16 protein-coding genes and 1 riboswitch are annotated in these 18,613 nt (G+C 72.3%); of the genes, 6 read left to right on the top strand and 10 right to left on the bottom strand.

Annotated elements, in window-relative coordinates; all coding sequences use genetic code 11:
• Positions 1-40 precede the first annotated feature (40 nt).
• The 3 genes from ACFCY7_RS03290 to ACFCY7_RS03280 all read right to left on the bottom strand — a co-directional run bounded on the left by ACFCY7_RS03290 (position 41) and on the right by ACFCY7_RS03280 (position 3,326).
• Positions 41-571, bottom strand: coding sequence for an HXXEE domain-containing protein (locus tag ACFCY7_RS03290; RefSeq protein WP_376480855.1), 531 nt, complete (start codon positions 569-571; stop codon positions 41-43).
• Between the two features lie 12 nt (positions 572-583).
• Positions 584-1,747: a spermidine/putrescine ABC transporter substrate-binding protein gene (locus ACFCY7_RS03285; protein WP_376480958.1), complete on the bottom strand. Its 1,164-nt coding sequence runs from the start codon at positions 1,745-1,747 to the stop codon at positions 584-586.
• A 142-nt stretch (positions 1,748-1,889) separates the two neighbouring features.
• The gene (locus ACFCY7_RS03280; protein ID WP_376480853.1) at positions 1,890-3,326 is read right to left on the bottom strand and encodes a gamma-aminobutyraldehyde dehydrogenase; all 1,437 of its coding nucleotides are present in this window, start codon (positions 3,324-3,326) and stop codon (positions 1,890-1,892) included.
• A gap of 205 nt (positions 3,327-3,531) precedes the next feature.
• Here ACFCY7_RS03280 and ACFCY7_RS03275 point away from each other — a divergent pair, with 205 nt between their 5' ends.
• The 6 genes from ACFCY7_RS03275 to ACFCY7_RS03250 all read left to right on the top strand — a co-directional run bounded on the left by ACFCY7_RS03275 (position 3,532) and on the right by ACFCY7_RS03250 (position 9,893).
• Entirely contained in the window at positions 3,532-4,023 is a 492-nt protein-coding gene (locus ACFCY7_RS03275) for an Lrp/AsnC ligand binding domain-containing protein (RefSeq protein WP_017235908.1), read from the top strand.
• Entirely contained in the window at positions 4,008-5,387 is a 1,380-nt protein-coding gene (locus ACFCY7_RS03270) for an aspartate aminotransferase family protein (RefSeq protein WP_376480850.1), read from the top strand. The genes ACFCY7_RS03275 and ACFCY7_RS03270 overlap by 16 nt, the downstream gene beginning before the upstream one ends.
• A gap of 250 nt (positions 5,388-5,637) precedes the next feature.
• The gene (locus ACFCY7_RS03265; protein ID WP_376480956.1) at positions 5,638-6,366 is read left to right on the top strand and encodes an ABC transporter ATP-binding protein; all 729 of its coding nucleotides are present in this window, start codon (positions 5,638-5,640) and stop codon (positions 6,364-6,366) included.
• On the top strand, positions 6,348-7,505 hold the full coding sequence (locus ACFCY7_RS03260) for a hypothetical protein (protein ID WP_376480849.1): 1,158 nt from the start codon (positions 6,348-6,350) through the stop codon (positions 7,503-7,505). The genes ACFCY7_RS03265 and ACFCY7_RS03260 overlap by 19 nt, the downstream gene beginning before the upstream one ends.
• Before the next feature lie 49 nt (positions 7,506-7,554).
• The gene (locus tag ACFCY7_RS03255; protein WP_376480848.1) at positions 7,555-8,694 is read left to right on the top strand and encodes an LOG family protein; all 1,140 of its coding nucleotides are present in this window, start codon (positions 7,555-7,557) and stop codon (positions 8,692-8,694) included.
• 179 nt (positions 8,695-8,873) lie between these two features.
• Entirely contained in the window at positions 8,874-9,893 is a 1,020-nt protein-coding gene (locus ACFCY7_RS03250) for a hypothetical protein (protein WP_376480847.1), read from the top strand.
• A gap of 77 nt (positions 9,894-9,970) precedes the next feature.
• Here ACFCY7_RS03250 and ACFCY7_RS03245 read toward each other — a convergent pair whose 3' ends face one another.
• The 7 genes from ACFCY7_RS03245 to frr all read right to left on the bottom strand — a co-directional run bounded on the left by ACFCY7_RS03245 (position 9,971) and on the right by frr (position 18,533).
• Complete coding sequence (locus ACFCY7_RS03245) at positions 9,971-10,999, bottom strand: ABC transporter ATP-binding protein (RefSeq protein WP_376480844.1); 1,029 nt, start codon at positions 10,997-10,999, stop codon at positions 9,971-9,973.
• Positions 10,999-12,612 carry an ABC transporter permease gene (locus ACFCY7_RS03240; protein ID WP_376480954.1) on the bottom strand — a complete coding sequence of 538 codons (1,614 nt, stop codon included), beginning with the start codon at positions 12,610-12,612 and terminating at the stop codon, positions 10,999-11,001. Before ACFCY7_RS03240 ends, ACFCY7_RS03245 begins: the two co-directional genes overlap by 1 nt.
• Before the next feature lie 38 nt (positions 12,613-12,650).
• Positions 12,651-13,745 (bottom strand): thiamine ABC transporter substrate binding subunit, encoded by a 1,095-nt coding sequence (locus ACFCY7_RS03235; protein ID WP_376480843.1) that lies wholly within the window; start codon positions 13,743-13,745, stop codon positions 12,651-12,653.
• Between the two features lie 71 nt (positions 13,746-13,816).
• Positions 13,817-13,927, bottom strand: a riboswitch (TPP riboswitch).
• Between the two features lie 29 nt (positions 13,928-13,956).
• Positions 13,957-15,063, bottom strand: coding sequence for a 23S rRNA (adenine(2503)-C(2))-methyltransferase RlmN (rlmN, locus tag ACFCY7_RS03230; protein WP_376480841.1), 1,107 nt, complete (start codon positions 15,061-15,063; stop codon positions 13,957-13,959).
• A 58-nt stretch (positions 15,064-15,121) separates the two neighbouring features.
• The gene (locus ACFCY7_RS03225; RefSeq protein WP_376480840.1) at positions 15,122-16,741 is read right to left on the bottom strand and encodes an MFS transporter; all 1,620 of its coding nucleotides are present in this window, start codon (positions 16,739-16,741) and stop codon (positions 15,122-15,124) included.
• Between the two features lie 131 nt (positions 16,742-16,872).
• Positions 16,873-17,976, bottom strand: a complete 1,104-nt coding sequence (locus ACFCY7_RS03220) for a phosphatidate cytidylyltransferase (protein ID WP_376480838.1) — start codon at positions 17,974-17,976, stop codon at positions 16,873-16,875.
• Positions 17,976-18,533: a ribosome recycling factor gene (gene frr, locus ACFCY7_RS03215; protein ID WP_026057589.1), complete on the bottom strand. Its 558-nt coding sequence runs from the start codon at positions 18,531-18,533 to the stop codon at positions 17,976-17,978. Before frr ends, ACFCY7_RS03220 begins: the two co-directional genes overlap by 1 nt.
• Positions 18,534-18,613: the final 80 nt, after the last annotated feature.

Here is an 18,613-nt window from a genome sequence, read left to right as displayed (position 1 = left end):
GGGGTGGTTGTTTTTGAGCATGTTCAGAAGTGTGGCGCGTTCAGAAGCGCGCGGCGACCCTGCGCCCCACGGCGTGCGAGACGACCGTCGCCCCGGCCGCGACCGCGAGCCCCGCCACCACTCCCCCGAGCCCGACGGGCCGCAGCACCCCGGCCCGGCGCAGCCGCCCGCGCGCCCACAGCGCGAAGGGGACGACGACGAGCGGCGAGGTCGCGGAGCCGGGGGTCCACCCCCGCACGGCGGCGGCCTGGGCGAGGTGGACGAGCCCGTGCAGTCCGAAGCCGTTCGCCGCCCCCTGGTAGAACGCGGACCGGCCCCCGGAGCGCGCCCCGGCGACCGCGGCCGCCCCGACGATGCCCGCCATCACCCCGACGGCGACGGCGAACTCCCGCTCGTCGACGGACTCGGCGGCCTTCCACACCGCCTCCGGCACTCCCGGGAAGCGCTCGCGCAGTCCCGGCAGGTTCTCCCGGAGCCAGCGCGGCCCGAGCGCCAGCTCCTCGGCGTCGTGCACGGCCCAGGCGAGGAACAGCCCGTAGGTGGCAAGGGGGTTCAGCTTCGATGCGGTCACATCCCGCTCAACTCACAGGCCGACGATCGCGTTCCACCTCTTCGCGAACTCCTGGCGCTCGTCCGCGCCGATGTCCCGGGCGATGGCGAGCCGTCCCCGCATGGCGGCGTCGGGGAAGATCAGCGGGTCCTCGGCGAGCGCGACGAGCTCCTCGTCGCCGGAGTCGGCGAGGACGGCCTGGGCCGCCGGCACGGGGCAGACGTAGTTGACCCAGGCGGCGAGTTCGGCGGCGACCTCGGGCTCGTAGTAGTAGTCGACGAGCTTCTCGGCGTTGCCCTTGTGCTGGGCGCGGTTGGGGACGAGCAGCGACTCGGCCCAGAGCTCGGCGCCCTCCTCGGGGACGACGAACTCGATGTCCGGGTTGTCGGCCTGGAGCTGGATGACGTCGCCCGAGTACGCCTGGCAGGCCAGCACGTCGCCGGTGGAGAGGTCCTTGATGTAGTCGTTGCCGGTGAAGCGCCGGATGTGCCGCGTCCGGACGAGGCCCTCGATCTGCTCGCACAGGGCGTGGAAGTCGTCGGCGGTCCACCGGGTCACGTCGACGCCGTTGCCCATCATGAGCAGCGCGAACGACTCGTCGAGCCCGGAGAGCAGGGTCACCTTGCCGCGCAGGTCGTCGGCCCAGAGCTCCTTGGTCGAGCGGAGTTCCCGGCCGAGCTTCTTCCGGTTGTACGCGATGCCGGTGATCCCGGACTGCCAGGGCACGCTGTGCAGCCGGCCCGGGTCGAAGGCGGGCGAGCGGAGCTGCGGGTTGAGGTTCCGCGCGACGTTCGGCTGGGCGGCGCGGTCCATCTCCTGGACCCAGCCGAGGCGGACGAAGCGGGCGGCCATCCAGTCGCTGACGACGATCAGGTCGCGGCCGGTCTCCTGGCGGTTCATCAGCGACGGGCCGATCTTGCCGAAGAACTCGTCGTTGTCGTTGATCTCCTCGGTGTACCGGACGGAGATCCCGGTGCGCTCCCTGAAGGCGTCCAGAGTGGGGCGCTTCGCCTTGTCCTCGTCATCGGTGTCGATGTAGAGCGGCCAGTTGGCGAAGTCGACCGTCCGGTCCCGGGCGGACAGGTCGCGGCCGGCCCGGTCGCCCTCGTCGACGTAGGCGGCGGGCACTCCGCAGCCGGCGAGCAGGGCCGCGGCCCCGACGCCGCCGGCGCCGCGCAGCAGGGACCGGCGGGACACGTAGTTGCTGACTGTCGCTCTCACCCGGCCAGCATCCCGGGCGTCCGTCACCTGCGGCAATGGACGGTCCGTCGAGCGACGGCGCGCGGCCCCGACACCCTGTCGATCAAGGGTGCCGGGGCCGCGCGGCGCGGGGCGGGGATCAGCCCAGCGAGGTCATGACGTGCTTGATGCGGGTGTAGTCCTCGAAGCCGTAGGCGGAGAGGTCCTTGCCGTAGCCGGACTTCTTGTAGCCGCCGTGGGGCATCTCGGCGACCAGCGGGATGTGGGTGTTGATCCACACGCAGCCGAAGTCGAGCGCCTTGGACATGCGCATCGCGCGCGCGTGGTCCTTGGTCCAGACGGAGGAGGCGAGGGCGTACTCGACGCCGTTCGCGAACTCCAGGGCCTGGGCCTCGTCCGTGAAGGACTGGACGGTGATGACCGGGCCGAAGACCTCGTTCTGGACGATCTCGTCGTCCTGCTTGAGGCCGGAGACGACGGTGGGGGCGTAGAAGTAGCCCTTGTCGCCGACGCGGTGACCGCCGGCCTCGACCTTGGCGTGGGCCGGGAGGCGCTCGATGAAGCCGGTGACCTGCTTCAGCTGGTTGGCGTTGTTGAGCGGGCCGTACAGCACGTCCTCGTCGTCCGGCTGGCCGGTCTTCGTCTCGGCGGCGGCCTTGGCCAGCTGCGCCACGAACTCGTCGTGGATCGACTCGTGGACGAGGACGCGGGTGGCGGCCGTACAGTCCTGGCCGGCGTTGAAGAAGCCCGCGACGGAGATGTCCTCGACGGCCTTGGCGATGTCGGTGTCCTCGAAGACCACGACGGGGGCCTTGCCGCCCAGCTCCAGGTGGACGCGCTTGACGTCCTTGGCCGCCGACTCGGCGACCTGCATGCCGGCACGGACCGAGCCGGTGATGGAGGCCATCGCCGGGGTCGGGTGCTCGACCATGGCCTTGCCCGTCTCGCGGTCGCCGCAGACGACGTTGAAGACGCCCTTGGGCACGATCTGCCCGATGATCTCGGCCATCAGGACGGTCGACGCGGGGGTCGTGTCCGAGGGCTTGAGGACGACGGTGTTGCCCGCGGCGAGCGCCGGGGCGAACTTCCACACGGCCATCATCATCGGGTAGTTCCACGGCGCGACCTGGGCGCAGACGCCGACCGGCTCGCGGCGGACGATGGAGGTCATGCCCTCCATGTACTCGCCGGCCGAGCGGCCCTCGAGCAGCCGGGCGGCACCCGCGAAGAAGCGGATCTGGTCCACCATCGGCGGGATCTCCTCGCTCGCGGTGATCCCGACCGGCTTGCCGGTGTTCTCGACCTCGGCGGCGATGAGCTCCTCGGCACGCTCCTCGAAGGCGTCCGCGATCTTGAGCAGGACCTTCTGGCGCTCGGACGGCGTGCTGTCGCGCCAGGCGGGGAAGGCGGCCGCGGCGGCCTCCATGGCGGCGTCGACGTCGGCCTGCCCGGAGAGCGGGGAGGTGGCGTACACCTCTCCGGTGGCCGGGTTGACCACCTCGATGGTGCGGCCGTCGGCCGCGTCGCGGAACTCCCCGTTGATGTAGTTACGCAGCCGGCGCAGCTCGGTGGTCACTTGCCACCCCTCCTGTCACGTTCTGTCTTCGCACGTCCTTGTGCGGCGTCCCGATGGGCGAGACACCTCAGCCTAGTCGCTCGACTGACGCTTTCAACAGCCCCGACCCCCCGCAACTTCGGATTCAGTGAGATCGAGGGCCGTACACAACGAATTTCATCGATCCGGGCTTGCACGACAGACAATCTCGGTGCACAGTGGAGGCGTGGCCAGTCGAAGCACAGACTCCAGAACCGGAACCGGTTCGTCCCCGACGATCGACGCCGTCTCCCTGGCGATCATCGAGCAACTCCAAGAGGACGGTCGCCGCCCCTACGCGGCGATCGGAAAGGCCGTGGGCCTCTCCGAAGCCGCCGTGAGGCAGCGCGTCCAGAAGCTGCTCGACCAGGGCGTCATGCAGATCGTCGCCGTCACCGACCCCCTCACCGTGGGTTTCCGACGGCAGGCGATGGTCGGCATCAACGTCGAGGGTGACCTGGATCCGGTCGCTGAAGCGCTCACGGCCATGGCCGAGTGCGAGTACGTGGTCATGACCGCGGGCTCCTTCGACCTGATGGTGGAAGTCGTCTGCGAGGACGACGACCACCTGCTCGATGTGATCAACAAGCGGATCCGCACCCTCCCCGGCGTGCGCTCCACCGAGAGCTTCGTGTACCTCAAGCTCAAGAAGCAGACCTACATGTGGGGAACCAGATAACCGTGACCCAGGACCTCTCCAAGACCGCCTACGACCACCTGTGGATGCACTTCACCCGCATGTCGTCGTACGAGAACTCGCCTGTTCCCACGATCGTGCGTGGTGAGGGCACCTACATCTTCGACGACAAGGGCAAGCGCTACCTCGACGGTCTCGCGGGTCTCTTCGTGGTCAACGCGGGACACGGCCGACGGGAGCTGGCCGAGGTCGCGTACAAGCAGGCCCAGGAGCTCGCGTTCTTCCCCGTGTGGTCGTACGCGCACCCCAAGGCCGTCGAGCTCGCCGAGCGCCTCGCGCACTACGCCCCGGGCGACCTGAACAAGGTCTTCTTCACCACCGGTGGCGGCGAGGCCGTCGAGACCGCCTGGAAGCTCGCCAAGCAGTACTTCAAGCTGCAGGGCAAGCACACCAAGTACAAGGTCATCTCGCGTGCGGTCGCCTACCACGGCACCCCGCAGGGCGCCCTGTCCATCACCGGTCTGCCGGCCCTCAAGGCCCCCTTCGAGCCGCTGGTCCCCGGCGCGCACAAGGTGCCGAACACCAACATCTACCGCGCCCCGATCCACGGCGACGACCCGGAGGCCTTCGGCCGCTGGGCCGCCGACCAGATCGAGCAGCAGATCCTCTTCGAGGGCCCCGACACCGTCGCGGCCGTCTTCCTGGAGCCGGTGCAGAACGCCGGCGGCTGCTTCCCGCCGCCGCCCGGGTACTTCCAGCGCGTCCGCGAGATCTGCGACCAGTACGACGTGCTGCTCGTCTCCGACGAGACGATCTGCGCCTTCGGCCGCCTCGGCACGATGTTCGCCTGTGACAAGTTCGGCTACGTCCCGGACATGATCACCTGCGCCAAGGGCATGACCTCGGGCTACTCCCCGATCGGTGCCTGCATCGTCTCGGACCGCATCGCCGAGCCGTTCTACAAGGGCGACAACACCTTCCTGCACGGCTACACCTTCGGTGGCCACCCGGTGTCCTCGGCGGTCGCGCTCGCCAACCTGGACATCTTCGACAAGGAAGGCCTGAACCAGCACGTCCTCGACCAGGAGGGCAACTTCTTCAACACGCTGAACAAGCTGCACGACCTCCCGATCGTCGGCGACGTCCGCGGCAACGGCTTCTTCTACGGCATCGAGCTCGTCAAGGACAAGGCCACCAAGGAGTCCTTCAACGACGAGGAGGTGGAGCGCGTCCTCTACGGCTTCCTCTCCAAGGCGCTGTACGACAACGGCCTGTACTGCCGCGCCGACGACCGTGGCGACCCGGTCATCCAGCTGGCCCCGCCGCTGATCGCCGACCAGGGCACCTTCGACGAGATCGAGGGAATCCTGCGCTCCGTGCTCACCGAGGCGTGGTCCAAGCTGTAGGACCCGCTGCACGGACCGACCGGTCACGCTCCCCCAGGACCGACCGGTCACGGTCCCCCCAGCATCACGCCGCCCTCACGGCGTGACCCCGGCCCGGGCATGCCGCCATCCGAGTGGATGGCGGCGGCCCGGGCCGCGTGCTGTCCGTATGAGCGGATCTGAATCCTTACGGTGCCGAGTGACCCACAGCCCCGTCTCCTCGTTCCCCCGTACGGGGGAACACATCAGATCCGACATCGAGGTGTACGCGATGGCCCCACCGGACAACGACGTGCTCTGGGCGCGTTCCCTGCACTGCTCCCTGGGCGGCACGGAGGCGCTCACCGGCGTCTCCCTCGGCGTCCGCGAGGGCGAGATCCTCGCCCTCGCCGGCCCGCGCGGCAGCGGCAAGACCACCCTCATGCGCTGCCTCTCCGGCCAGCTCGTCGCCCAGCAGGGCGAGGTCTGGTTCAACAGCAGCCCCGTGCACACGCTGAGCCCCACCCAGCGCGAACGGCTCCGCCGCGACCGCTTCGGCTGGATCGCCCCCGAACCCGGCCTCGTCCCCGAACTCACCGGCTGGGAGAACGCCGCCCTGCCGCTGCTGCTCCGCGGGGCCTCGCACCGGGCCGCGAAGACCGCCGCCCTGGAATGGCTCGACCGGCTCGACATCGGCGCGAGCGCCCGCAAACGGCCGCACGCCCTCACCCACCCCCAGCGCCAGCGGATCGCCATCGCCCGCGCCCTCGTCACCACCCCCTCGGTGCTCTTCGCCGACGAACCCACCGCCGCCCTGCACCAGGCCGACGGCGCGCAGGTCCTGCGCACGCTGACCGCCGCCGCCCGCTCCCACGGCATCACCGTGCTCCTCGCCACCCACGACGGCGAGGTCGCGGCGCTCGCCGACCGCACGGTCGGACTCCTCGACGGACGCAGGGTGGGCACCGTACCCCCGGCGTCAGGGGCGGAGGGCGTCGCCGCGTGCTCGCTCTCCGTCTAGCCCGCGGGACCCACCCCCTCGTCCTCACGCGGCGGCTCCTCGTCGCCGCCTCGGCCGCGGGGGTCGGCTTCCTCCTGCTCTGCACCCTCGGATACGCCGTCGGGCACCCGGTACACTCCTCGGCCTCGGTACTGCGGCTGCTGTGGTGCGTCCTGCCGCTCGCCGCCACGGTCCAGTTCGCCGTCGCGGTGGCCCGCACCGACCCCAGCACCCGGCCGCGCCCCGGCCTCTCCGCGGTCGGCCTCGGCCCCGCCCGGCTCACCGCCATCGCCGCCGCGTCCACGGCCGTCGCCTGCGCCCTCGGCTCGATGGTCGCCCTGCTGCTCTACCTGCACCTGCGCGGCGACATCACCGGTCTGCCCTTCGACGGGGCCGCCGCCGAACTGCTCGCCGCCGACCAGCCGATGCCGGTCGCGGCGGCCCTCACCCTCCTCGCCGTCCTGCCGGTCGTCGCCGCCACGGCGGCGGGCCTGGCGCTCCGGCCGCGCACGGCCGCCGCGGCCCCGGAGGGCGCGGAGGGCACGGAGCGGCCCGTGCCGTCCGGCCTGCCCTGGGGAGTCGCCCTCGTCGCGGTCGGCCTCGCGGTCGAGACGTACGCGGGCCGCGGCGGCGGGGACGGCGTCCCGATGCCCGGCCGCTTCGACGGCAGCCCGGCCGGCGTCCTCGTCGGCTGGATCCTCACCGCGGTCGGCCTCGCGATGGCGGGCCCGGGCCTCACCCACCTCAGCGGCCGCCTCCTCCAGGCCATCAGGCCCGGCGCCACCCGGCTCCTCGCCGGCCGCGTCCTCATGGACGAGTCCCGCCGCATCGGCCGCCCCCTCGGCGTCGTCAGCGCCGTGCTCTCCGGCACCCTCGCGGCCGCCGCGCTGTACGACGCGAACACCGGCCCCGCCGCCTTCGGCCCGCTCACCGGCCTCGGCGCGGCCCTCGTCCTGGCCTGCACCACCGCCACGCTCCTCACGGCGGCCCTGGAGTCCAAGCAGTGCCGCACCCACACCACCGAGGCCCTGCTCCGCCTCGGCGCACCGCCCACGGTCCTGCGCACGGCCGCCCTCCTGCGCGCCGGCGCCCTGCTCGCCGTCTTCCTGCCCCTCACCTGGGTGGTCGCGCGGCTCGCCGCCCTGCCGCTCACCGGCTGAGACGCCCTCAGGAGGGGCCGCCCCGCGCGGCGGCCCCTATCGTGGGCCCATGGCGACGCTCCCCCCGGCCCACCGCCCGCCCGGCCCGCGCGGGCACGGTCACGAGATCCACAGCCTCGACGAGTTCGACGCGGCACTCGCCCGACCGGGATCCCTCGGCGGCCTGCGGATCCAGTCGATCGACCTCACCGACCGGACCTTCGCCCTGCTCGCCGCGACCACCACCGACGCCGTCTTCCTCGGCTGCGCCATGGAGCCGGAGGCCGCCGCCAAGGTCCGCGCCGACGGCGCCCTCGTCTTCCCGCCCGTGCCCGACCTGCCCTTCGACCCCTACCGGGCGCGGCTCTACACCCCCGGGGAGCTCTACGACGGACTCGCCGACGAGGGGTACGAGGGGACCCCGGACGCGCGCGCGTACACCTGGTTCGGGCGGACCCGCGCGGACGGCGACATCTTCTCCTCGACGCTCCGCTCGCTCCACGACGACGCCGTCTCCGACGCCCTCGACGAACTCCTCGCCGGGGCGCGGGTCGTCGGCGTCATGGGCGGCCACGCGACGGGCCGGGGCACGGAGGCGTACGCGGGCGCCGCCCGGCTCGGCAGGTCCCTCGCCCGAGCCGGCCTCACCGTCGTCACCGGCGGCGGACCGGGCGCGATGGAGGCCGCCAACCTCGGCGCCTACCTGGCCCCGCTCCCCGACCCGGCCCTCCCCGAGGCCCTCGCGCTGCTCGCCGAGGTCCCGTCCTTCGTCCCCTCGGTCACGGAGTGGGCCCGCGCCGCCTTCCGCGTACGGGCCCGCCTCCCGCACGGCGGCGACTCGGTCGCCATCCCCACCTGGTTCTACGGCCACGAGCCGCCGAACCCCTTCGCCGCCCACATCGCCAAGTACTTCGCCAACGCCCTCCGCGAGGACGGGCTCCTCGCCCGCTCCACCGCCGGCGTCGTCTTCCTCCCCGGCGCCGCCGGCACCGTCCAGGAGGTCTTCGCCAACGCCACCCCCAACTACTACGAGTCCCTCGGCTCCCCCACCCCCATGGTCCTCGTCGACCGCGCCCACTGGACCGAACGCCTCCCCGCCTGGCCCCTCCTGCGCGCCCTGGCCGCAGGCCGCCCCATGTCGGCCCGCATCGCCCTGGTCGACTCGATCGACGAGGCCCCGGCGGCGCTGGAACGACTCGCGAAGGCCTAAGGCCTATCCGGAAGTCCCGCCTGGCTCCACTCCCGGACAGGGCCTAGGGGATGTCCTGCCGGTCAGGCCCTGCGTGCGACGCCTGACCGACGAGACACCCCCCTGCTCCGCCGCACGGCGGAGCAGGGACCAGCCCACGGGCCGACGCGTCCGGGGTCCCGGGCCGGAAGGCTCAGGCCATGACACCGAAGACGCTCCTGGCCGCGTGGCCGTCATGGGCGGGCCGTGCCGCGCTCGCGTGGTCGCTGCTGTACGCCACGGGGGCGGCCCTCGCCGCCGCCACCGGACCCGCGCTCGGCTACGCGCTGCTCGGCAAGGGCACCGGCACGGGACCCGAGGCGGGCGCGGCCGCGCTGTACGGGACCGCCGCCGTCCTCGCGTACGCGCTACTGCGCCGGCCGGACGTGCGGGGGCTGTCGACGGCCGCCCTGGCGGCCGTCGCGCTCTGCCTGACCTCGGGCTTCGCCGCCCTCCTCAGCCCCCTCCACCTGCTGTTCTTCCTGTCCCGCAACCAGCCACCGGTCGACTGGGCGGCCCTGGCCAACCAGTCCTTCGCCGTCCTCGGCGCGGTCCTCTGGACCTGCGCCGCCCTCGCCCACCGCCGCCACGCCCTCGGCACCTGCCCGCACTGCGGCCGCCGCCCCGCCCGTGTGCCCTCGGAGGCGTCCGCGCCCCCGGTGCCCGGACCCGCGACCCGCTCCGGCCTCGCCCCCCGCGCCGGCCTCGTCGCCGTCGCCGCCCTCGTCCCGTACACCGTCCTGAAGACGGCCTGGGCGCTGGGCCTCACGGCCGGGTACACGGGCACGGGACGCCCCGGCGTCGATCCGGAGTACACGAGCGATCTGGGCCTCCGGCTGTACGACCACGGCGTGGACGTCACCGCGGTCCTGGCCCTCCTCGGCATGGCCCTCGCGCTCGCCCTGACCCGCCCGTGGGGCCGGCGGCTCCCCCGGCTGCCGCTGCTCGCGCTCGGCTGGGCGGGGGCGGGCGCGCTCGCCCCGTTCGGGGTCTTCCTGGCCGCCGTCGGCATCCTGGCCTGGGCGGGCGCCGTCGACATCGACATGGCGGACCACGCCCCCTGGGTGGTCGCCGTCGCCTACGGCTCCTTCTCCTGCTACGGCCTCGCCCTGGCCCGCGCCACCCGCGCCCACCAGCGGGCCACCCGCAGGCCCTGCGAACGGTGCCACGGGGTGTCCTGAAAGTCCGGCCTGCTCGGCAGGACGGCCCCTGGGTCCGTGCCGGGCGCTGCGAGCCGGGCGGGACTTTCGGACAGGACCTAGCCGGCGTCCCCCGCGCCCGCCAGCACCACCACGTCCTCCACGCGGAACTCGACGGCGACCTCGGCCCCCTCCTCCGGCGCCTCCCGCAGCGGGAGTTCGGCCTCCAAGGCGGGGCCGTCCGCCGGGCGGAGGCGTACGGCGACCCGGTCACCGCGGAAGGTCCGGGACTCGACCGTCCAGGCCGGCCCGTCCCCCGCGAGCCGTACCCCGCCGGGGCGGACGAGCAGGCGCCGCTCCCCCTGCGGTGAGCCGTCCGGAACGGGAACCCGTCCCCAGGGCGTCTCCGCGACCGCGCCGGCCACCCGCGCGGCGACCACGTTGTCGAAGCCGAGGAAACGGGCGACGAACTCCGAGGCGGGGCGGGACCACACGTCGACGGGCGTGCCGGACTGCGCGATCCGCCCGTCGCGCATCACGACGACCCGGTCGGCGAGGGCGAAGGCCTCGCCCTGGTCGTGGGTGACGGCCAGGACCGTCGTGCCGAGCCGCCCGAAGAGCTGCCGCAGCTCGACGACGAGCCGTTCGCGCAGACCGCGGTCGAGCTGTCCGAGCGGCTCGTCCAGCATGAGCAGCCGCGGCCGCGGCGCGAGCGCGCGCGCGAGCGCCACCCGCTGCTGCTCACCGCCGGAGAGCGCGGCGACGGACCGCCGCTCGGCGCCGGGCAGACCGACGAGGTCGAGCAGCTCCCGCACCCGCTCGGCCTGCTCCGCCTTCGCGGCCCCCCGCATCCGCGGCCCGAAGGCGACGTTGCCGCCGACGTCCCGCTGCGGGAACAGCTGGTGGTCCTGGAACATCAGGCCGACGCCCCGCCGGTGCACCGGCACCCCGGCCTGGTCGGCGCCGCCGAGCAGCACCCGGCCGCCGTCCAGCTCCTGGAGCCCGGCGACGGCCCGCAGCAGCGTGGACTTGCCGCTGCCGCTGGGGCCGAGGACGCACACGATCTCGTGCTCGGCGACGTCCAGGTCCACGGCGTCGAGCACGGCCCGCTCCCCGAACCGTACGGTCGCGTCCTCGATCGAAAGCATCAGAACTCCCCGGAGGTCCGGTCGGTGCGCAGCCGTTCGAGCAGCAGCAGGGACACCGCGCACACCACCATCAGAATCGTCGACAGGGCCATGGCCTGGCCGTAGTTGAGTTCGCCCGGCCGGCCGAGCAGCCGGGCCACCGCCACCGGCAGCGTCGGGCTGTCGGGCCGGGCGATGAAGACGGTCGCGCCGAACTCGCCCAGCGAGACGGCGAACGCGAACCCGGCGGCGATGAGCAGCGCCCGCCGCACCAGCGGCAGGTCCACCTCCCGCCAAGCCCGCCACGGCGACGCGCCGAGCACGGCCGCCGCCTCCCGCAGTCGCTCGTCCACGGCCCGCAGCACCGGCAGCATGGTCCGTACGACGAAGGGGACGCCGACCAGCGCCTGCGCGAGCGGGACGAGGATCCAGCTGGCCCGCAGGTCGAACGGCGGCTCGTCGAGCGTGATGAGGAAGCCGAAGCCGACGGTGACCGCCGACACCCCGAGCGGCAGCATCAGCAGCGCGTCGAAGCCGCGTACGAGCCGTCCGGCGCGCCGCGTGAGGGCCGCCGCCGCGAGCCCGCCGATCACCACCGCGATGGCGGTCGCGGCCACCGCGTACCGCAGCGAGTTCCCGACGGCCTCCAGCGGCGGCACCAGGAACGTGCCGCTCTCGTCGAGCGAGCCCAGCGCCCGGTAGTACCCGAGCCCGTACCCGCCGGACCCGGCGAAGGAGCGCTCCACCAGGACGCCGAGCGGCAGCAGGATCAGCAGCGCCACGGAGAGGAGCACGCCCGCGAGCAGTGCCCACTGGCCGGCGCCGCGCGGTCGGCGCGCGGTCTGCTCGGGCGGTACGAGCCGCAGCGCGGTCTCCCGTCGCCGTACCGTCCAGGCGTGCACGCCGAGGATCGCGCCGACCGCGGCGAACTGCACGAGCGTGAGCACGGCGGCCGTCCGCAGGTCGAGCAGGCGTGCGGTCTGGCGGTAGATCTCCGCCTCCAGGGTGGAGTACGCGTCCCCGCCGAGGATCTGCACGACGCCGAACGAGGTGAAGGTGAAGAGGAACACCATCAGCGCCGCCGCCGACACCGCCGGCACCAGCGCGGGCAGCGTCACCGTCCGCCAGGCGGTCCAGCGCGAGGCGCCGAGGACCCGGGCGGCCTCCTCCTGGCGCGGGTCGAGCTGGGACCAGAGGCCGCCGACGGTCCGCACGACGACGGCGTAGTTGAAGAAGACGTGGGCGAGGAGGATCGCCCACACGCTGGTGTCGAGCCGCAGCCCCCACAGCTCGTCCGTCAGCCCGCCGCGTCCGACGACCGCCAGGAACGCGGTGCCGACCAGCACGGTCGGCAGCACGAACGGCACCGTGACGACGGCCCGCAGCACGTTCTTGCCGGGGAAGTCGAAGCGGGCGAAGACGTACGCCCCGGGCAGCGCCACGAGCAGCGTGAGCGCCGTCGAGGCGAGGGCCTGCCACGCGGTGAAGCCGAGCACGTCGAGGATGTCGGGCCGGCTCAGCGTCTCGCCGATCCGCCCGAGGTCCCAGGTGCCGTCGGGGCGGAGCCCGCGCTCCACGATGGAGGCGACGGGCCAGGCGAAGAGGACGCCGAAGAACGCGAGCGGCAGGGCCATGAGCCCCAGCCGCGCCGCGCTCCTCTTGACGTCGCGCCCTACTTCACGACGAGCGACGACCACTGCTGGATCCACGCGTCACGATTCTCGGCGATCTTCTCGGGCGCCATGGTCTCGGGCTTCTCGACGACCACGCCGTGCTTCGTGAACAGCTCGGGCAGCGCCGCGTCCTTCGCCACCGGGTTCACGAACATCTGGAGCGGCATGTCCTCCTGGAACTTCTTGGAGATCAGGAAGTCGATCAGCGCCTTGCCGCCCTCGGGGTTCTTCGCCCCGTTCAGCAGACCCGCGAACTCCGTCTGGCGGAAGCAGGTGCCGGTGGAGACGCCGGTGGGCGCCACCTTCGGCTGCGGCTCGCCGTACAGCACCTCGACGGGCGGGCTGGAGGCGTACGACACGACCAGCGGCCGGTCGCCCTTGGCCTGCTTGCCGCCGGCCGAGCCGGAGAACTCCTGGTTGTAGGCGAGCTCCCAGCTGTCGACGGTCTTCACGCCGTTGGCCTTGAGCCGCTTCCAGTAGTCCTGCCAGCCCTTGTCGCCGTACTTCTCGACCGTGCCGAGGAGGAAGCCGAGGCCCGGGGAGGACCGCTCGGGGTTCTCGACGACGAGCAGGTCCTTGTACGCCGGCTTCGCCAGGTCGTCGAAGGTCACCGGCGGCGCCAGCTTCTTGTCGGCGAAGTACTTCTTGTCGTAGTTGACGCAGATGTCACCGGAGTCGATCGGGGTGACCCGGTGCTCCTTGTCCAGCTGGTACGCGGCCGGGACCCGGTCGAGCCCCTTCGCCTCGTACGGGACGAAGATCCCGTTGTCGAGGGCGCGGGACAGCAGGGTGTTGTCGACGCCGAAGAAGACGTCGCCCTGCGGGGAGCCCTTGGTGAGGATCTCCTTGTTGACGGCCTCGCCGGCGTCGCCGCTCTTGAGGACCTTGACCGTGAAGCCGGTCTGCTTCGTGAACTCGGCCAGCACCTCCTTGGAGGCGTTGAACGAGTCGTGGCTGACCAGCGTCACGGTCTTCGGCGCGGGCGCGCCGGTCTTGCCGGCCGCGTCCCTGACGTCGTCGGTGCCGCACGCGGCGAGGCTGGTGACGCCGAGCGCCGCGACGAGCGCGACGGCGGCGGCCTTCTTGATGCCCACTGGTTTTCCTCCTGGGTGTGACCAGGAAGAGACGCGGCCCCGCCCACCCGGAGGTGGGCGGGGCGCAACAGCTCGAGTTACGACCGAACTTCCTACCCAGAATGACCTGGGCGAGGTTCAGAGGGTCTGCGGTCCTACGGTGACCGCACTCTCAGCGCTGTGGCGCTCCCCTGTCGGAATATGAAGATGTGTTCGAGCTCAGACTACAAGGTCAGCGCTCGGCCGCTGCCAGCTGTCCACAGGCACCGTCGATCTCCTGGCCGCGGGTGTCCCGCACGGTCACCGGCACGCCGTGGCGCGCGATGGCCTCCACGAACGCCTTCTCGTCCTCGGGACGCGACGCCGTCCACTTCGAACCGGGCGTCGGGTTCAGCGGGATCAGGTTGACGTGCACCCGCTTGCCCTTGAGGAGCTTGCCGAGCAGGTCACCGCGCCAGGCCTGGTCGTTGATGTCCCGGATGAGCGCGTACTCGATGGAGATCCGGCGCCCGGACTTCTCCGCGTACTCCCAGGCGGCGTCGAGGACCTCGCGGACCTTCCAGCGCGTGTTCACGGGCACCAGGGTGTCGCGCAGCTCGTCGTCCGGCGCGTGCAGCGAGACCGCGAGCCGGCACTTGAAGCCCTCGTCGGCGAACCGCAGCATCGCGGGCACGAGACCCACGGTCGACACCGTGATCCCGCGCTGCGACAGACCCAGCCCGTCCGGCTCGGGGTCCGTCAGCCGCCGGATCGCCCCCACCACCCGCTTGTAGTTCGCGAGCGGCTCCCCCATGCCCATGAAGACGATGTTGGACAGCCGCGCCGGTCCCCCGGGCACCTCCCCGTCCCGCAGGGACCGCATCCCGTCCACGATCTGGTGCACGATCTCGGCCGTCGACAGGTTCCGGTCGAGCCCCGCCTGCCCCGTCGCGCAGAACGGGCAGTTCATCCCGCAGCCGGCCTGCGACGAGATGCACATCGTCACCCGGTCCGGGTACCGCATCAGCACCGACTCGACGAGCGTCCCGTCGTGCAGCCGCCACAGCGTCTTGCGGGTGGTGTCGTCGTCGCACGAGATGTGCCGCACCACCGACATCAGGTCGGGCAGCAGCTCCCCCGCCAACTTCTCCCGCGCGGCGGCCGGAATGTCCGTCCACTCCGCCGGGTCGTGCGCGTACCGCGCGAAGTAGTGCGTGGACAGCTGCTTCGCGCGAAACGGCTTCTCACCGATCGCGGCAACAGCCTCCTTCCGCTCGGCAGGCGTGAGGTCGGCCAGGTGCCGCGGCGGCTTCTTGGCTCCGCGGGGGGCGACAAAAGTGAGTTCTCCGGGCTTGGGCATGGTGCTACCAGTGTCGCAGACACGCGGCGGTGTGCCGGCGCGTGGCGGGTGGGGGTGGTCACGGGGTGGGGCGGCCGGGTGGGGTGCGGGGGATGCGGGAGGTGAAGAAGAGGGCGAGGACGGAGGCGGCGGCGAGGATGGAGAGGGCGGCGCGGACGCCGTCGAGGCGGGCTTCGGCGTTGGCGTCGAGGGCGGCTTCGGTCACGGCGGGGCTGGTGCCGGCTTCGTCGAGGGCGTCGGTGAGCTGGGCGTCCGAGAGGAAGGGGATGCCGCTCTGGAGTTGGACGACGGCCTGCTCCTTCACCTCGGCGGGGACGGCCGGGTTCTGTTCGACGCTGGCGATGAACGAGGCGGTGAGCGCGGTGATCATGAGGGAGCCGGCGAGGGCGGTGCCGATGGAGGCGCCGAGGTTGGTGACGGAGTTCTGGATGCCGCCGACCTCGGCGCTCTGCTCGTCCGGCACGGCGGACACGGTGACGGCGCCGAGCTGGGAGGCCAGGGCGCCCATCCCGAAGCCGACGAGGAGCAGGGGGACGGTGACGACGGCGGCGTCGGCGTCCGCGTCGAGGGCGGCCATCAGCACGACGGCGCCGGCGAGCAGCGCGAGCACCCCGATGCGCACCACGCGGCGGGGGGACGCGTCGGGGAACAGCCGGGGGATGAGGAGCGCGGCGGCGAGCAGGGTCACCGACAGCGGGAGGATCCGGACGCCGGTGCTGAGCGCCGACAGCCCCAGCGCGACCGACAGGTAGAGCGGGACGACGAAGAAGACGCCCATCTGGACGAGGTACTGGAAGAAGAACATGGTGAGGCCGCCGGTGAGCTGCCGGTTGCGCAGCATGTCCGGGTAAATGAGCGGCTCGCGGTGGCGTTCGACGAGCTGGGACTCCCAGCGCAGGAAGAGCCAGAGCAGCAGCAGGCCCGCCAGCATCAGCCACACGACGAGCGACACCCCGAGCCAGGCGGGCGCGTCGGGCTTCGGCTGGAGCCAGCCCCACTCGCCCGAGCGGAGCACGCCGTACACGAAGATCCCCAGGCCGGCCGCGCAGAGCAGCGCGCCGAAGAGGTCGACGCGCGGGCGCTCCTCGCTGACGGCGTCGGCGATGCGGCGGGCGAAGACGAGGATCACCAGCACCACCAGGACCTCGCCGGCGAACACCCAGCGCCAGGAGAAGTACGTGGTGGCGATGCCTCCGATGAGGGGCCCTGCGGCGATGGCGACGGCGCCCGCGGCGGCGACGACGCCGTACGCCATCGGGCGGCGATCGGTGGGGAAGTTGCCGGCCACGAGGGCCACGATGGCGGGCATGATGAGCGCCGCCCCGACGCCTTCGAGGAACGACCAGCCGAACAGCAGCACCGGGAGGTTCGGGGCGAGGGCCGTGGTGAGGGAGCCCGCTCCGTAGATGCAGCAGCCGATCATGAAGGCCCGCTTGCGGCCGATCAGGGTGCCGACCTTGCCCCCGGGGATCATCAGCATCGCCATCACCAGCGTGTACGCGGTGATGGCGCCCTGGATGCCGGTGATGGTGGTGCCGACGTCCTCGGCCACCGTGGCGATGGAGACGTTCATGACGGAGCTGTCGAGCGCCATGAGGAACTGCCCCGCCGCGAGGGTCAGCAGGACCGAGAGGGCCCCGGAGGGCCGTTCGGCGGAGCGGGCCGTGGGTGCTGTCATGCTCGGCATCCTTCCCGCGCCGGGGCTTCGGGCCGCCGATCCGCCGCCCGCTTCCCCCACACGGCGGACACCGGAACGAGGACGGGCCCGCTGCCGTGAAGGCAGCGGGCCCGTCCCACGGAACGAACGGTTCAGCCGGTCCCGACGAACAGCGCGAGCAGCAGCCACACCACCGGCGCCGTCGGCAGCAGCGAGTCGAGCCGGTCCATGATGCCGCCGTGACCGGGGAGCAGCGTCCCCATGTCCTTGATGCCGAGGTCGCGCTTGATCATCGACTCGCCCAGGTCGCCGAGCGTCGCGCTCGCCGCCACCGCGAGACCGAGGATCAGGCCCTGCCACCAGGCACCCTCGTCGATCATGAACTCCATGCACAGCGCGCCCGCCGCCATGGCGAACGCCACCGCGCCGACCAGACCCTCGCGGGTCTTGCCGGGGCTGATGCGCGGGGCCAGCTTGTGCTTGCCGAAGCGCCAGCCGACGGCGTACGCCCCGGTGTCGCTGACCACCGTCAGGATCAGGAAGGTCAGCACCCGCTCCGGGCCGTCGTCGGCGGTCAGCAGCAGCGCCACGAACGTCGCCAGGAACGGCACGTAGAACGCGGCGAAGACGCCCGCCGTGACGTCCTTCAGGTAGCCCTCGGGGGGCTCCGTCATCCGCCACACCAGCACCGCGAGCGCCGTGAGCGCCATCGCCACCCAGGCACCCTCGGCACCCCGGACGTAGCCGGCGACGACCATCGCCGCACCGCCGACCGCGAGCGGCACCAGCGGGGCCTTGATGGCCTTGCGTTCCTGGAGGCGGGAGGTGAGCTCCCAGAGGCCGACGACCACGGCGACCGCTATCACGCCGATGAACGCCGGCGCCCAGATGTACAGCGAGGCGATGATGACGGCCCCGAGGCCGACCCCGACCCCTATGGCCGCGCCCAGATTGCGCCCCGCGCTCTTCTTCTGCCGTGGCGCCGTCGGCGCGGGCGGCGGAGGCGGGGTGGGGCTGGGCATGGGCTCCTGCGGGTGCTCGTGCGGCGTCTCGTCACGGAACAGGGGACCGCTCGGATGAGCGGCCCCCCGACCGTGACCGTCCTGGAATCCGCCGGCGGGAACGTCGGGCACGATGGGCATGGGCCGAGTCTGCGCCGCCTGATGCCGATCGTATGCGGGACCCGCCGGGGCGGGACCCTGGTCGGGTCCCCCACGGCCGGAACCGGCCGGGGCACCCCAGGAAGAGTCGTTCATCAGACCTCGAGCAGCTCGGCTTCCTTGTGCTTGAGCAGCTCGTCCACCTGCGCGACGTACTTCGCGGTGGTGTCGTCGAGCTCCTTCTCGGCGCGGCGGCCCTCGTCCTCGCCGACCTCGCCGTCCTTGACGAGCTTGTCGATGGTCTCCTTGGCCTTGCGGCGCACCGAGCGGATCGAGATCTTCGAGTCCTCGGCCTTGCCCTTGGCGACCTTGATGTACTCCCGGCGGCGCTCCTCGGTCAGCTCCGGGAACACCACACGGATGATGTTGCCGTCGTTGCTCGGGTTGACACCGAGGTCCGAGTCCCGGATCGCCTGCTCGATGTTGCGCAGCGCGCTCTTGTCGAACGGGGTCACCACGGCCATCCGCGGTTCCGGGACGGAGAAGGACGCCAGCTGGTTGATGGGGGTGATGGCGCCGTAGTAGTCGGCCACGATCTTGTTGAACATCGCCGGGTGCGCACGGCCGGTGCGGATCGCGGCGAAGTCCTCCTTGGCGACCACGACGGCCTTCTCCATCTTCTCCTCGGCCTCGAGGAGGGTCTCTTCGATCACCACATGCTCCTGCGTGTCGTCGCGTTGTGTCCTGCACGGTGTACGACCGGCAGGGCTCTGTCCATCCCCTTGCGGGGCGG

This window comes from Streptomyces sp. NPDC056361 (assembly GCF_042262805.1).
GTDB lineage: Bacteria > Actinomycetota > Actinomycetes > Streptomycetales > Streptomycetaceae > Streptomyces.
Note: the sequence above shows the minus strand (reverse complement) of the source record. Positions and strands in the feature narration are given on the sequence as shown.

Excerpts from the sequence above, each read along its gene's own strand:
- ACFCY7_RS03265 (WP_376480956.1), top strand. The coding sequence starts at position 5,638 with ATGGCCCCACCGGACAACGACGTGCTCTGGGCGCGTTCCCTGCACTGC.
- rlmN (WP_376480841.1), bottom strand. The coding sequence starts at position 15,063 with ATGCCCAAGCCCGGAGAACTCACTTTTGTCGCCCCCCGCGGAGCCAAG.
- ACFCY7_RS03245 (WP_376480844.1), bottom strand. The coding sequence starts at position 10,999 with ATGCTTTCGATCGAGGACGCGACCGTACGGTTCGGGGAGCGGGCCGTG.
- ACFCY7_RS03225 (WP_376480840.1), bottom strand. The coding sequence starts at position 16,741 with ATGACAGCACCCACGGCCCGCTCCGCCGAACGGCCCTCCGGGGCCCTC.
- ACFCY7_RS03255 (WP_376480848.1), top strand. The coding sequence starts at position 7,555 with ATGGCGACGCTCCCCCCGGCCCACCGCCCGCCCGGCCCGCGCGGGCAC.
- ACFCY7_RS03220 (WP_376480838.1), bottom strand. The coding sequence starts at position 17,976 with ATGAACGACTCTTCCTGGGGTGCCCCGGCCGGTTCCGGCCGTGGGGGA.
- ACFCY7_RS03240 (WP_376480954.1), bottom strand. The coding sequence starts at position 12,612 with ATGGCCCTGCCGCTCGCGTTCTTCGGCGTCCTCTTCGCCTGGCCCGTC.
- ACFCY7_RS03250 (WP_376480847.1), top strand. The coding sequence starts at position 8,874 with ATGACACCGAAGACGCTCCTGGCCGCGTGGCCGTCATGGGCGGGCCGT.